Below are 13,351 nucleotides of genomic sequence, written 5' to 3' on the forward strand. Positions count from 1 at the left end.
GCGAAATCGGCCTCAATGACGTGACGCTCCCTGCCACGATACGACAGGGAGCGTCAAAAAGGCATATCAATTGTCGGCCGTCAACGTCATTGAGGCGCTGCCGGCGGCAACATTGAGGCCGAGCTGGCCGGTCAGGCTGACCGTCTGCAGATGGATCGAGCCGGAAGTGCCACCGACCAGCAGATTGGCGCCGACACCGGCGCCGAGCGTCGCCTCGGCGGTGGCGCCGACATAGAGGCCGGCAAGCGATCCGCGGTGATAACCGGCGGTCGGCGCGAACACCGCCCAGATCAGGCGGCTGCGCGTGGTGAAGCCAAGGTCGATCCCGAGCTTTCTCACTTCGCCAGTATAACGATCCGAAAGCTCATTGCCGACGGTCGACTGGAAGATGCAATCGGCCTCCTTGGAGGAACCGAGCACATACCCCGTACCGCCGCCGATATCGCAGGTGAGGTAACCGATCTTGACCCCATTGCGCAGGTCCGGCTCTTCATATGTCCTGGTGACGAGGTCGGCGGCATTGACCGCCCCTGCGCCGACAACCGTAAACGATACCGCGGCAAATGCCGTCGCAAGAATTTTATTCATAAGTCTCTCCTTCTCAAATCGTGACGGGAGCATACCCGGCTACTCGCCACCAGATTCGGCAACAGATAACGGACGGAACCCAAAAACGATCCGATCCCGCACCATTTTCGCATCGCAAGTCAAAGCGCCGGGGAGGCGCAAGCGACAAACAGGTTTACGGTTCAGCCCCCAATGGGACATTTCGAAGGCACTAATTCACGCCATCCGGTTATTTCATGATGTTGTCAGGAATGGTTGCCGGAAAGGCACGGTCCTGATTGCCGTCGACTGTGCGCGGACGGCATTCGTGCAGCGGCTCATGCGGATTTTTGCAGGGGCCGACTGCAACGGGGACGGAAACCGTCAGTGGTGGAGCGTCAAAGGTAACAACAAAGAAAAACCCGGCGATGTGTTCGCCGGGTTTTTATACTTGTTCGATCCACTTTATACTCTTCGCATAAAGCGCATGACGAGAGATACGACGAACAGCACCAGGAAAATAAAGAACAGAACCTGGGCAATAGAAGCTGAAGCCCCTGCAATACCGCCAAATCCGAGGACGCCGGCAATCAAGGCCACAACGAGAAACACCAGAGCGTAATAAAGCATCGCAATCTCCTTTTACGTTGCTGCGGAGATAACGGAAGCCGCCCCATTTGGTTCCCTGTCCCTCTCACGGCCGGCGTATGCAACGTCGCACCGGCCTGGCTTAGCCGAAATGGAAGGCGCCATTGAACATCCGGTCGCCTTCATTCGGCTCGGGAGGCTCGGCCGCATCGAGGTAGGCCTTGAGCGGCCCGGTCAGGACGAACCAGATGCTTGCCCCCAGCATGAAACAAGCTCCCGCCGGATCGTCGATGCGGGCGATGAAGGGAAGGCAGGCGGAGGAAAACAGGACGATGATCCGCACCGACCACTCCGCCTCGCGTTTGGCGATGGCGCGTGCTCTCAGCGACTTGTATTCCCGGGCGCCGTAACCGCCTCCGCTCGCCTTCACCGCCGAAAGCAGTTTTCGTGCTGACGGCAGCGCCAGCATGATCAGCGCGGCAACACCGAGCGCGAAAGGTTTGCCGGCCAGGAGCTGCCCGCTGGCGATCAGCAGAAAGGCGAGCACGACGAGATTCCATGTCGGCTCCAGCAGCTCCGGCGGTTGCCGTGTGCGAAGATGCCAGCTCCGCAGCAAGCCCGCCGCGCCGTGCAGTAGCGGCTGATCGATATAGCGATTGATCCAGTCCATGCCGATGCGCCCGTCCCCGATTGCATGAAGAGGGCTCCGAACACCACGGAATTTGGTCATCATCGTGGCAATAAGCACCGAATCCATCCTTCGCGTGAAGGAAGCGGCCTGCCAAGGCCTTGGATGCAACGTTTAGCGGAGTTCCTGCGCAACCTCCCAGACATGGCCGGACGGATCCGCAAAGGCGGCCGTGCGGCGGCCCCATGACGATTACTCGCCGGGAAAAAATCGTCAGCTCCTGAGACCGGGCGCCTCGTGACCGGTGCGCGCCACATATTCGGTGTAGCCGCCGCCATATTGATGGATGCCCTCGGGCGTCAGCTCCAGCACCCGGTTGGAGAGTGCGGCGAGGAAATGCCGGTCATGCGAGACGAACAGCATCGTGCCCTCATATTGCGACAGCGCCTTGATCAGCATCTCCTTGGTGTCGAGGTCGAGATGGTTCGTCGGCTCGTCGAGCACCAGCAGGTTCGGCGGGTCGAACAGCATTATCGCCATAACCAGCCGCGCCTTCTCACCGCCCGACAGCACGCGGCACCGCTTCTCGACATCGTCGCCGGAAAAGCCGAAACATCCGGCGAGCGCCCGCAATGGCCCCTGCCCCGCTTGCGGAAACCGGTCTTCCAGCGCTTGGAAGACGGTGTGCTCGCCGTCGAGAATATCCATGGCGTGCTGGGCGAAATAGCCCATCTTGACGCTGGCGCCGAGAGCGACGCTGCCTTCATCGGGCTCGGCGGTCCCCGTCACCAGCTTCAGCAGTGTCGACTTGCCGGCGCCGTTGATGCCCATGATGCACCAGCGTTCGCGCCGCCGCACCATGAAATCCAGCCCTTCGTAGATGCTTCGGCTGCCATATTTCTTGTGCACGTTCTTGAGGCTGACGACGTCCTCGCCGGATCGCGGCGCCGGCTGGAATTCGAAGGAAACGACCTGACGGCGCTTGGGCGGCTCCACCCGGTCGATCTTCTCCAGCTTCTTGACGCGACTCTGCACCTGCGAGGCATGCGAGGCCCGTGCCTTGAACCGCTCGATGAACTTGATCTCCTTGGCCAGCATCGCCTGCTGGCGTTCGAACTGGGCCAGCTGCTGCTTTTCGTTCTGCGCCCGCTGCTGCTCGTAGAATTCGTAATCGCCCGAATAGGTCGTCAATGCGCCGCCGTCGATTTCGATGATCTTGGTGATGATGCGGTTCATGAACTCGCGGTCGTGCGAGGTCATCAGCAGCGCACCTTCGTAGCCTTTCAGGAACTCCTCGAGCCAGATCAGGCTTTCGAGATCCAGATGGTTGCTCGGCTCATCGAGCAGCATGACATCGGGACGCATGAGCAGGATGCGGGCGAGCGCCACGCGCATCTTCCAGCCGCCCGAGAGCGCGCCGACATCGCCGTCCATCATCTCCTGGCTGAAGCTCAGGCCGGCGAGCACTTCGCGGGCGCGTCCTTCGAGCGCATAACCGTCCAGTTCCTCGTAACGCGCCTGCACCTCGCCATAACGCTCGATGATCTTGTCCATGTCGTCGGCCTGCTCGGGATCGGCCATGGCCGCCTCGAGCTCACGCAATTGCCCGGCAACGAGGCTGACCGGGCCGGCGCCGTTCATCACCTCGGCGACGGCACTGTGACCCGCCATCTCGCCGACGTCCTGGTTGAAGTAGCCGATTGTGACGCCCTTTTCGCAGGAGACCTGCCCTTCGTCGGGCTGCTCCTCACCGTTGATCATCCGGAAGATCGTCGTCTTGCCGGCGCCGTTCGGGCCGACGAGGCCGATCTTCTCGCCTCTGTTGAGCGCTGCAGACGCCTCGATGAAGAGGATCCGGTGACTGAGTTGTTTGCTGATATTCTCGATACGAATCATGATGTGCGCGGGACCTGGGGAAAGATTTCGGCGCCCTTATGCCATGCATGGATATGGCAGGATAGGCCCGTTCCCACCCCTCTCGACCTCCAGAGCCCGATGCCCGAGAAGTGCGGGCGGTTTCGCACGACATTGCTCGCTTCTTTAATTTGGAACAGGATTGGATAGTATCGTGGCTCGCGCCAAGGAGAAGCTGTGCCAATGAGCGTCCGTCCGCCGCAATCCTTCCGACAGTCGCAGCAGAATGCAAACGGCTTCAACGTCCTCGAATACGAGCTGATGTCGGAACGCGCCGATGCGCTCGGGCGTCACGGGCTGAAGGTGGAGTCAGCACTTGCCGCGCTGAAGGCTTGGACCGCCGACCGCCAGAGTGCCGAGGAACGCGAGACACTTCTCAATGCAGCGTCCGACGCCGTCTGGGCGTTCTTCATTCAGCGTGAGATCTGCGGGCTTAGAAACAACCGCGACGCCATTCAGCGCTACGGCATTCCCAACGAGGTAATCGCGAGATTGGGCGCGGTGCGGAAATAACGCGGTGCGACGGCGGAGGCCGCTCCCTTCCCTATTGAGTGGAAATCGACGGCGCAGAAAGATATGCCTTGGTGCCGAACCAGGCGAAAGGGAATTGCGATGCCAAGCTCAATCCGGATTGGAAACCAGCATCTCACCGTCGACGTCTCCTCCCTCGGGGCCGAGATGCAGGCGCTCGCCACCAGCGACGGGCGCTCATGGCTGTGGATGGGCGACGCAGCCTTCTGGAGCGGACGGTCGCCGATCCTTTTCCCGATCGTCGGCAAAGCGCCGGACGACAAGATAGCCATCGACGGCACGATCTATCCGATGGCTCAGCATGGTTTTGCCCGCCGCAGCGAATTTGCGCTTGCGGAATCCACCGCGACGATGTGCCGATACGAACTGCTCGCGTCGGCGGCCACCCAGGCGGTCTATCCATTCGATTTTCAGCTGGCAGTGACCCATGCGATCGAGGGACGCGCCCTGACGGTGACGGCAGAAGTTACCAACCGCGACCAAAAGCCGATGCCGTTTGGCCTCGGGTTCCATTCGGCCTTTGCCTGGCCGCTGCCGGGTGCTGCCGGGCAAGCCCATGTCGTTACGCTCGACAATAGAGGCGAGCCGCCGCTTGTGCGGCTGCAGGGTGGTCTCATCAATCCTGCGCCGCTGCCCTCGCCGTTCGAGGACGGCCGGCTGGTGCTCGATCACGCAATGTTCGATGAGGATGCGATGATCTTTCCGCAAGGGGCGGGCGAAGGCTTAAGTTATGGCGTCGAAGACGGGCCGACCATGCGATTCCGGTTCGAAAATCTGCCCAATCTTGCCCTGTGGACCAAACCGGGGGCGCCCTTCCTCTGCATCGAGCCCTGGCATGGAACCGCCGCGGAAGCTGGAAGCTCGGGCGAGCTTTCGAAGAGGCCATCGACGACGATCCTGGCACCGGGCGCGATCGCTCGCTTCGCCTTTACCGTCGAGATTTCATAATAAAAGGCCGCGCGCCCGACAGAGCGCGCGACGCAGGCTTTTCTCCGGCGGCAGTATTTGCAGCTGTCGCCGGAGACCATTGTCAGTGCGCGCCGGCGCCAGCGCCAGCCCGCGGCTTCTGGGTGAGCAGCAGGGCGACGGCGGCAATGGCAAGAACCACGCCGATGACGGCGAAGGTATCGGCAAAGCCCAGGATCAGGGCCTGGCGCCTGACGATCTGACCGAGAGCGACAACGGCCTTCTGCCCGGCAAGAGCGGGGTCGGAAATGCCGTGCTGCATGAAATAGGCGGTCGTTTGCGCAAGCCGGTCGCGGACCTCATCGCGGCCAAGCGTTACCGACTGGCCGATGATGTTGGAGTGGAACTGCTCGCGCTTGGTCAGCACCGTGCCGAGCGTTGCCGTGCCGACGGCGCCGCCGAGATTGCGCAGCATGTTGGTCAGGCCCGAGGCTGCGGCAGCATCCGTGGCCGCGATACCGGCGGTAGTGATGGCGGTGATCGGCGTCAGCACCAGCGCCTGGCCGATGGCGCGGACGATGTTCGGGATCCAGAACTGGTCGCCCGCGGTATCGGCCGAAAGCGTGACGTTCATGAAGCAGCTGATCGCGAAGATCGAGATGCCGAGAAAGCCGATGTAACGCGCATCGAAGCGCTTCATCATCATCGGAACGAGCGGGATCAGCAGCAGCTGCGGCAGACCGGTCCAAGCCAGCACCATGCCGATCTGCTCGGCATTGTAGCGCTGCACCTGGCCGAGATATTGCGGCAGGATATAGACGGTGCCGAAGAGGGCGACGCCGACCAGCACGTTGACGGCAACGCCGATGCCGAAATTGCGCTGTGTCAGCAGGCTGAGCTTGACCAGCGGCTTCTTGACGGTCAGCTCGATCCAGATGAAGGCGGCAAGAAAGACGAAGGCGAGGATGCTGAGCTTGACGATGAAGGGCGAGGAGAACCAATCCTCCTTGTTGCCTTCTTCGAGAACCGTCTGCAGCGCCGAGAGACCAATCGCCATGGTGAAAATTCCCGCCCAGTCGCCTTGCCTCAGCAGGTGGAGCTGCATCGGCTGCTTGTCGAGCGTCAGCGCAAGAGCCACGGCCATGACTGCACTCGGGATGGCGTTGATGAAGAAGATCGTCTGCCAGCCGTAGTTTTCGGTAAGATAACCGCCGATGGTCGGGCCGATTGCCGGCGCGAAGGTGACCGAGAGCGCGAAAATCGCCAGGCCGAGCGGCTGCTGCGGTTTCGGCAGCTTGGTCAGCACCATGGTGAAGGCCATCGGGATCAGCACGCCGCCGGCAAAACCCTGCAGGCCGCGCAGCGCGATCATCGTGCCGAGATCATGGGCGAAGGCGCAGGCGATCGAAAACAGCGGAAACAGGATGGAGTTGACGAGGATATAGCGGCGGAACGAAAACACGCTGCTGAAATAGGCCGTCAGCGGAATGACGACGATCTCGCCGATCAGGTAGGAGGTGGAGATCCAGGCGCCGTTGTCGACGCCTGTTCCGATACCGCCTTCGATATCGAGGAGGGAGGCATTGGTGATCTGGATGTTGAGGATCGCCATGAAAGCGCCGATCATGGCGGCGAGGACGGCGATCCACTCTCTGGTGCTGGCGCGCGGTTGCGGAATGGCCCCAGCGGTGGCTGCAATGCTGGACATGACACGATCTCCTGGTCCCTGCGCTTAGTTGCGGCTAGCATCGGCCTTGGTGTCGATGCTCGGTTGGACAGACATGCCGGGACGCAGGTCGGCGTCGGCAGTTTGCCCATCCAGGACGATCTTGACGGGGATGCGCTGCACGACCTTGGTGAAATTGCCGGTCGCATTGTCGGGAGGCAGCAGGGCGAATTCCTGGCCGCTTGCCGGAGCAAGACTGTCGACATGGCCGCGATAGGTGCGGCCCGGGAAGGTATCGACCTCGATATCGACCGGCTGGCCGGCCCGAACATCGGTGAGCTGCGTCTCCTTGTAGTTGGCGATCACATAGACCGCGCTCGTCGGCACGACCGACATCAGCTGGGTGCCGGCCTGGACATACTGGCCGACACGCAGTGTGCGGTTGCCGACGCTGCCGTCGACAGGCGCGACAATGGTTGCATAGGAGAGGTTCAGTTCAGCCTGATGCTGGACGGCCTGGCTGCGCGCAAGGGCCGCCTTTGCCTGGGCGAGTTCGGCATTCAGGAGATCGACCTGCTTGACGGCGGCATCGAGAGCAGCGCTGTCGCGAACGATCGTCGCCTGGGCGGCGGCGATAGCGGAAGCCGCCTGCTGCGCCGTCTGCACCGGCGCATAGCCGCTGGTCGCGAGGTTGGCATAACGCTTGTTGTTTTGTTCTGCAAAGGTCTCATTGGCCTTGTCGACGTCTACCGTGGCGCGGGCAGCGGCAATCGTCGACTGCTGTATATCGAGCGAAGCCTGCTCGGCGTTGACGGTCGCTTCGGCCGCAGCGACATCGGCCTTGGCCTGGTCGAGGGCAGCGCGGAAATCGCGATCGTCGATGCGGGCAAGCGGCTGTCCGGCCTTGACCACCTGGTTATCGCTGACCAGCACATCGGCGATATAGCCCGATACCTTCGGTGCGACGGTGCTATTGTCAGCCTTTACATAGGCATCGTCGGTCGCGATCTCGAAGCGGCCGACGGTCCAGTAGGTATGGCCGTAATAAGCTGTGGCGGCGATCAGGACGATGGCGGTTGCGCCGAGCAGCAATCCGCGGCCGGCGCGCCTGCGGACGGGAGGCTCTGAAACGACGACAGGTTCGACGATGTGCGGTGTGCCGCCGGCATCAAGGGTTGCGGGCGCGGCTTCCGCCGTGGTCTCCGCGACAGGTGCGTTGTTGTTCAAAGCCTGCAGCGTTTTGATGGACATTGTCTCTCTCCTTAGAGTGGTCGCTGTCGCTATCGGCCGCGGCCTTTGAATTCAGGTGGAATGCACTTTTGGAAACTTGATGTTTTCCAAAATATGTATTAGAAAATGGATGTCAACGAGAATTTGGAAAATTATCATGGTCCAAAATCACGAAATCGAGAAGAGACCACGAGGCCGACCGCAAGTCCGTTGCGACGACGATACGAGAAGCGTGATCATCGAAGCGGCCAACCGGCAGTTCCATGAGAGCGGCTACGCCGCCGCAAGCATCGCTGCAATCGCACAGGAGGCAGGGGTTTCGACCAAGACGCTCTACCGCCTGTTCCCGACGAAGGCGGATCTCTTTTCCGACATGATCACGGAACGCACGGGACGCTTCGTCACGGCCCTCGATCCCGGCACACTCGCCGTGGCGGATCTGAGGCAGGGATTGGAGCGCATGCTGACCGCCTATGGCATGCTGACGCTCTCGCTGGATACGATCACCGTGACCCGGCTCGTCATCAGCGAGTCGGACCGCTTTCCGGAAATCGCCACCAGCTTCTATGAGAAAGCCATCGTCAGAACCAACACGCTGATGGAGAACTGGCTTCGCAAGCAGATCGACCACGGGCTAATAACCCTCGAGGATCCGCATGCCGCCTGCGGCATGCTGCGCGGCATGATGATTTTGGAGCCGCAGCGCGCCGCGATGCTGCGTCAGCAACAGCCGCCTGGGATTGAAGAGATCGCCGCAAGGGCGAGGATGTGCACGGATCTGTTCTTGAAGGGCTGCGCGCTCTGAAGCACCGCTTGGCTTCAGAGCGCGACGATTTCCGCTAAAGGCGCGACGCGCCGTCCGGGTCGCCTCAGTTCGGCGGAGCGCCCAGCGCATGCAGGATGCCGCGCAGTTCGGCGAGGCCGCGCATGCGGCCGATCGCCGGGTAACCGGGGGTAACGGTCTTATCGAGATCGTCGAGCATGCGGTGGCCATGGTCCGACCGGAAGACAATGGTGTCCTCGGCACTGCGGCGCTTATCTTCTGCGACCAGTTCCCTGAGCACCGCCACCATGTCGACATCGCCTTCGAGATGCGCGCTTTCATGGAAGGTTCGGCCGTCGCCCTCACGGGTCGTGGCACGCAGATGGGCGAAATGAATGCGCGAGGCGAAGCGCCGGGCGATCGCCGGCAAGTCGTTCTCGGCGCGCACGCCGAGGCTGCCGGTGCAGTAACACATGCCGTTCGCCGGCGATGGCACGGCATCGAAGAGAGCGGCATAATCGTCTCCCGTCGACGCGATGCGGGGAAGGCCGAACAGCGAACGCGGCGGATCATCGGGATGCAGCGTCAGCTTGACGCCCCGCGCCTCGGCAGCCGGTGTAACCGCCTCCAGGAATTCAATCAGATGCCGGCGCAGCCGTGCGGCGTCGATGCCGCTATAGGCGACCAGCTTTTCGCGGAAGGCTGGAATGGTCAAAGGCTCGGTGGTCGAACCAGGCAAAGCCGAGGTGATGATACGAGTGATCTCGGTGATCTCCTCTTCCGACATCGCCTCGAAGACGACACGGGCCCGTTCCCGGTCTTCCGCGGAATATTGCTTTTCCGCATCCGGCCGTTCCAGAACGAAGAGGTCGAAGGCTGCGAAGCGTTCGTGATCGAAGCGCATGGCGGTGGCGCCCGTCGGCGTCACGAAGTCGAGATCGGTGCGGGTCCAGTCGACCACCGGCATGAAATTATAGCAGACGATCGGAATGCCGCAGGCAGCGACCGCTTCGAGGCTGGCGATCCACGCCTCGATTTCAGCCTTCGCCTCCCCGCCCTTGCGCTTGACGGCATCGGGGATCGGAATGCTTTCGACCACTGACCAGACCAGCGGCGAACGGTCGCCAGGCGTCGTCTCGATCAGAGACTGGCGCTCGCGCACCTCGTTTTCCGTCCAGGCCTTGCCGATCGGCACCTGATGCAGCGAAGAGACGATATTGGTCGCGCCCGTCTGGCGGACATCATCGAGCGTCACCGGCGCTTCCGGCCCAAACCATCTCCAACCTTGCCGCATCCTTCTTCCTTCCTTGCTTTTCGTTTCGTGTCTCAATCTGCCGTCAGCAGAAATAATCGGGGTAACGCGAGCGCAGCTCGTCGACATCGGGAATGACGGCGCTCAGGTGATGGATCATCGCATCACGTGCGGCCGCAGCGTCATGGGCGGCGAGCGCATCGCGGATGATGATATGTTCGTGCACCACATTGTCCATTCGACCGAGGACCGGCAGCGTCAGCCGCCGCGCCCGGTCGATCTGCACCTTGACCGTCTTCAGGATCACCCAGATGCCGGGATAACCTGATATCTGTGCGATCGCTTCGTGAAAGGCCTCGTCCTCTTCATGGAAGCCCGAGGCATTGCCGGTCGCCGCATGCGAGCGCTGCCGGGCTATGATGGCATCGAGACGGGCAATATCGGCAGCGGTGGCGGTCAGCGCAGCAGTCTCGACGGTCGTGCCTTCGAGCGCCTTGCGCACGACGACCGCTTCAGGGATCGCCGAGACCGGCACCCGCGACACGACAGTACCCGACTGCGGATAGATATCGACCAGCCCGCTTTCGGAAAGCCTCAGAAGAGCCTCGCGGACCGGTGTGCGGCTGACACCGAAATCCTTGGCGATGCGCTTTTCCTGCAGCGACATACCAGGTGGCATCCGCAGGGAGACGATATTGGCATGCAGGCGCTCATATATAGCGCCGGCGGTGGTGACCCGGCGCAGCCTGCCGCCGATCTCTTGCAACGGGCTGACCAAAACTTCGGTTTCTGACAGCTGCGGCATAACAATACCCGGACTGTGAAGCAGTTTGGCATACTAGTATACCAGTTATCCTGCCCTGCCAATCTATTCCCGAGAGGATGAGGATCCACGCGTCAAGACACTCTTTTTGGAACTTAGATCGACCGAGTTGGTTGAAATCCGCAAGGAGACGTTCATGAAAAACCCAGCACGACGCAAGACAAGCGAAACCAAGGCAGACGGCGCCCTGCCGGAATTGCCATCTGCCGCGGACGCACGCGGACGGAAGAAGGTTCGGCAAGCCGCAAACGAAATCGACAGGCAGAGTGGCGGATCGCCGTCAGCGACCCGCGAGGAGGAAGTTCGAAAAAGGGCATATTCCCTCTGGGAAGAAGAAGGCAGGCCGGAAGGCCAGCACCGGCATCATTGGACCCTGGCCGAGCATGAACTCGATGCACGGGGCGAAATCGGCAATCTTCCCAATCTCGCGGCACTGCGAGAGGCCGCGCGCGAACATACCGATGCTTTCCTCGTCAAAACGGATATCGAAGACGCGGATCAACGCGAAGCCTCCCCCGGCACGCGCGAGCAAAGTTGAACGTCTCCCTCCAGCTCATTTCAGGAAAGGTCCCGACATGGCCGACAAACAAAACTTGAACGCCGGATTCACCGGAACACCCGCCGAGCAGCCTGAGGGGTTGACCAAAGCCGCGATATCGGCCGCCGATGGGGTGAAGCGGGAGGCCTACGCCGTCGTCTCCGGCGCAAGGGCTCACCCGCAAACCGCAAGCGCCTTGGTGCTTGGCGCCGGCATTCTGGCATTCGGCCTCGGCTATCTCCTCGGTCGATCATCAACCGATAATATGACGCGCCGATATTGGCGATAGCCGTGACGGCCGCGAGGTCCAAGCCGACCGTACGACCGCGACCTTCGGATCATCTCCGTCGATGCATCGCGCCTGCCCTGCATCCTTGGGCGCGACGTCGGCTCGGCGATCTTGTGCGAAAATATGCCGACCAAACCTCGACCAACCTGCACCTCAAACGTGTTTCCTGCTGAAGCTGGCGATGTGTCGGATTCCGACATTTCATACAACCACCTTCGCCCATCGATCCTGTTGCCGGAATACAACGAGACTTAAAGCCATAGATTGCACGCAATCCCCCGCTTGACAGGCGTGATCACGATCCTTAGCGAAACGGCATCAGCGTGGTCACGATCGGCAAGTGAAATACCTCAGACAACTGAAGATAGAAGTGCTCTATCCCGAAAATGGGGCGGGAAGCGCACTCGATCGGAACAACCGCATTGCGGTGTTTCTGTTTGCAATCCTTCCCGGACTTTCGCCGAACTTTAACTCGTTCATTCTTCTCGGATCGATGGTGTGGGGCCTCTACTGTCTGACGACGGGTAGCCTGGCCTTGAACCTGTCGAAATCCGACCGGCTGGTTGCCATTGGCATGTCCATCTATCCACTGGTGATGATCGCGAGCATATTCGTCAATCCACCCTACTCCGAAGAACTGGACTGGATATTCCGGCTGCTGCCTTTCTTTTCGGTCTGGCTGTTGTTGCCGCGAATGCGCCAGTCCCCCGATGGCCGCCTTGTGCCGCTGTTTATTCTCGGCGCAGGTATCGGCATGATCGTTACCTTTCTTTTCAGTCTGCTGCAGATCATGTTCCTGATGGAAAGGGCGGAGGCCGGGACATCGAACGCTGCGCTGCTGGGCGTCATAGGCATTCTTTTCGGTGGCATCGCGCTTCTCAACGTTCAATCACCCAAGAGTGTCGAGCAACGAATTGCCATACTGGGATATGCCGCCGGTCTGGGCTGCGTCCTGCTTTCGGGAACGCGCTCGGCCTGGCTGGTCATTCCCGTTCATATCGTCATCTTTCTCTGGTATTTTCGCAAACACAGCTTCCATCTGAGCTTACGCAGCCTTGCCATCACAGGCTCTTTGCTGTTTGCGGGCCTTATCGCCCTGGGCAGCGGCCAAATCCTTCACCGCATCGAGGCGCTGCAGGAAAATATGGCATCGCTCGAACGCAGCGACGGCGAAGTCACGTCGCTCAGTGCACGGTTTGCGCTTTACAAAGGCGCAATATCGGCAATCAGCAAGGACCCGTTGACGGGGTATGGCCCACAAAATCGGATGGCCTCAGTGTTGGCAGAGCTGCCCGACAGCCTAAGGCCACAACTGACCTATTCCCATGTTCACAACGGTTTTCTGACCGCGGGGATCGACGCCGGTATTTTCGGCATTGCAGCGCTTTCGCTGATGCTCGCGACGCCGGTGATCGGCGCTTGGAGAAAGGAAGCCGGGCCGGGCCGGGATCTGGCCATTGCGCTGGCTCTGCTGCTCGTCAGCAGCTACGTCATAACCGGCAGCTTCGGCATCATGTTCAATCAGAAGGCCCTGGATCCGATCTTCGCCTATCTCGTCGCTCTTATTTGCGTCGATCGCGGCAGCACGGGCTTTGCGCCCGTCGTTCGAAACTGATGCCTGTCGCCCGCGGAAGTGGGCGGCGGTGCGTTGCATAAATCAAGTTTGGCGCGTGCTTT

General features: G+C 61.0%; 14 protein-coding genes and 1 pseudogene. 6 read left to right on the plus strand and 9 right to left on the minus strand.

Annotation, left to right across the window (positions count from 1 at the left end; translation table 11 throughout):
• Positions 1-66: 66 nt before the first annotated feature.
• The 5 genes and pseudogenes from FHX14_RS25325 to FHX14_RS25340 form a co-directional block, all read right to left on the minus strand.
• Entirely contained in the window at positions 67-588 is a 522-nt protein-coding gene (locus tag FHX14_RS25325; RefSeq protein WP_184379480.1) for a DUF992 domain-containing protein, read from the minus strand.
• 423 nt (positions 589-1,011) lie between these two features.
• The gene (locus tag FHX14_RS25330) at positions 1,012-1,176 is read right to left on the minus strand and encodes a DUF1328 domain-containing protein (RefSeq protein WP_003571841.1); all 165 of its coding nucleotides are present in this window, start codon (positions 1,174-1,176) and stop codon (positions 1,012-1,014) included.
• A 100-nt stretch (positions 1,177-1,276) separates the two neighbouring features.
• Entirely contained in the window at positions 1,277-1,867 is a 591-nt protein-coding gene (locus FHX14_RS25335) for a hypothetical protein (protein ID WP_184379697.1), read from the minus strand.
• Between the two features lie 69 nt (positions 1,868-1,936).
• Positions 1,937-2,008 (minus strand): annotated as a pseudogene (locus FHX14_RS33140) (VOC family protein); the annotation flags it as partial.
• A 27-nt stretch (positions 2,009-2,035) separates the two neighbouring features.
• Positions 2,036-3,658, minus strand: coding sequence for an ABC-F family ATP-binding cassette domain-containing protein (locus tag FHX14_RS25340; protein WP_184379482.1), 1,623 nt, complete (start codon positions 3,656-3,658; stop codon positions 2,036-2,038).
• A 201-nt stretch (positions 3,659-3,859) separates the two neighbouring features.
• On the opposite strand from FHX14_RS25340, the gene FHX14_RS25345 reads away from it, so the two are divergent.
• Both FHX14_RS25345 and FHX14_RS25350 read left to right on the plus strand, forming a co-directional pair.
• A complete protein-coding gene (locus FHX14_RS25345; RefSeq protein ID WP_041672286.1) occupies positions 3,860-4,189 on the plus strand; it encodes a DUF6665 family protein in 330 nt (109 codons plus the stop codon).
• Positions 4,190-4,288: 99 nt separating this feature from the next.
• A complete protein-coding gene (locus FHX14_RS25350) occupies positions 4,289-5,155 on the plus strand; it encodes an aldose 1-epimerase family protein (protein WP_003595780.1) in 867 nt (288 codons plus the stop codon).
• A gap of 82 nt (positions 5,156-5,237) precedes the next feature.
• Here the strand turns inward: FHX14_RS25350 and FHX14_RS25355 are convergent, their stop codons facing one another.
• On the minus strand, positions 5,238-6,821 hold the full coding sequence (locus tag FHX14_RS25355; protein ID WP_184379484.1) for a DHA2 family efflux MFS transporter permease subunit: 1,584 nt from the start codon (positions 6,819-6,821) through the stop codon (positions 5,238-5,240).
• Positions 6,822-6,845: 24 nt separating this feature from the next.
• The gene (locus tag FHX14_RS25360; RefSeq protein WP_184379486.1) at positions 6,846-8,030 is read right to left on the minus strand and encodes an HlyD family secretion protein; all 1,185 of its coding nucleotides are present in this window, start codon (positions 8,028-8,030) and stop codon (positions 6,846-6,848) included.
• Positions 8,031-8,166: 136 nt separating this feature from the next.
• On the opposite strand from FHX14_RS25360, the gene FHX14_RS25365 reads away from it, so the two are divergent.
• Positions 8,167-8,814, plus strand: coding sequence for a TetR/AcrR family transcriptional regulator (locus FHX14_RS25365; RefSeq protein ID WP_003595775.1), 648 nt, complete (start codon positions 8,167-8,169; stop codon positions 8,812-8,814).
• A 64-nt stretch (positions 8,815-8,878) separates the two neighbouring features.
• On the opposite strand, the gene uxuA is transcribed toward FHX14_RS25365, so the two are convergent.
• Together uxuA and FHX14_RS25375 are read right to left on the minus strand one after the other, a co-directional pair.
• Positions 8,879-10,066 carry a mannonate dehydratase gene (gene uxuA / locus FHX14_RS25370; RefSeq protein ID WP_183694945.1) on the minus strand — a complete coding sequence of 396 codons (1,188 nt, stop codon included), beginning with the start codon at positions 10,064-10,066 and terminating at the stop codon, positions 8,879-8,881.
• Positions 10,067-10,109: 43 nt separating this feature from the next.
• Positions 10,110-10,829, minus strand: coding sequence for a GntR family transcriptional regulator (locus tag FHX14_RS25375; RefSeq protein WP_183694943.1), 720 nt, complete (start codon positions 10,827-10,829; stop codon positions 10,110-10,112).
• Between the two features lie 154 nt (positions 10,830-10,983).
• Here FHX14_RS25375 and FHX14_RS25380 point away from each other — a divergent pair, with 154 nt between their 5' ends.
• The 3 genes from FHX14_RS25380 to FHX14_RS25390 all read left to right on the plus strand — a co-directional run bounded on the left by FHX14_RS25380 (position 10,984) and on the right by FHX14_RS25390 (position 13,289).
• Positions 10,984-11,385, plus strand: a complete 402-nt coding sequence (locus FHX14_RS25380; RefSeq protein WP_184379699.1) for a DUF2934 domain-containing protein — start codon at positions 10,984-10,986, stop codon at positions 11,383-11,385.
• 37 nt (positions 11,386-11,422) lie between these two features.
• Complete coding sequence (locus tag FHX14_RS25385) at positions 11,423-11,674, plus strand: hypothetical protein (protein WP_003595767.1); 252 nt, start codon at positions 11,423-11,425, stop codon at positions 11,672-11,674.
• 340 nt (positions 11,675-12,014) lie between these two features.
• Positions 12,015-13,289 carry an O-antigen ligase family protein gene (locus FHX14_RS25390; RefSeq protein WP_179612959.1) on the plus strand — a complete coding sequence of 425 codons (1,275 nt, stop codon included), beginning with the start codon at positions 12,015-12,017 and terminating at the stop codon, positions 13,287-13,289.
• The last annotated feature ends 62 nt before the right edge of the window (positions 13,290-13,351 follow it).

The sequence above is a fragment of the Rhizobium sp. BK619 genome (assembly GCF_014195245.1).
Lineage (GTDB): Bacteria > Pseudomonadota > Alphaproteobacteria > Rhizobiales > Rhizobiaceae > Rhizobium > Rhizobium acidisoli.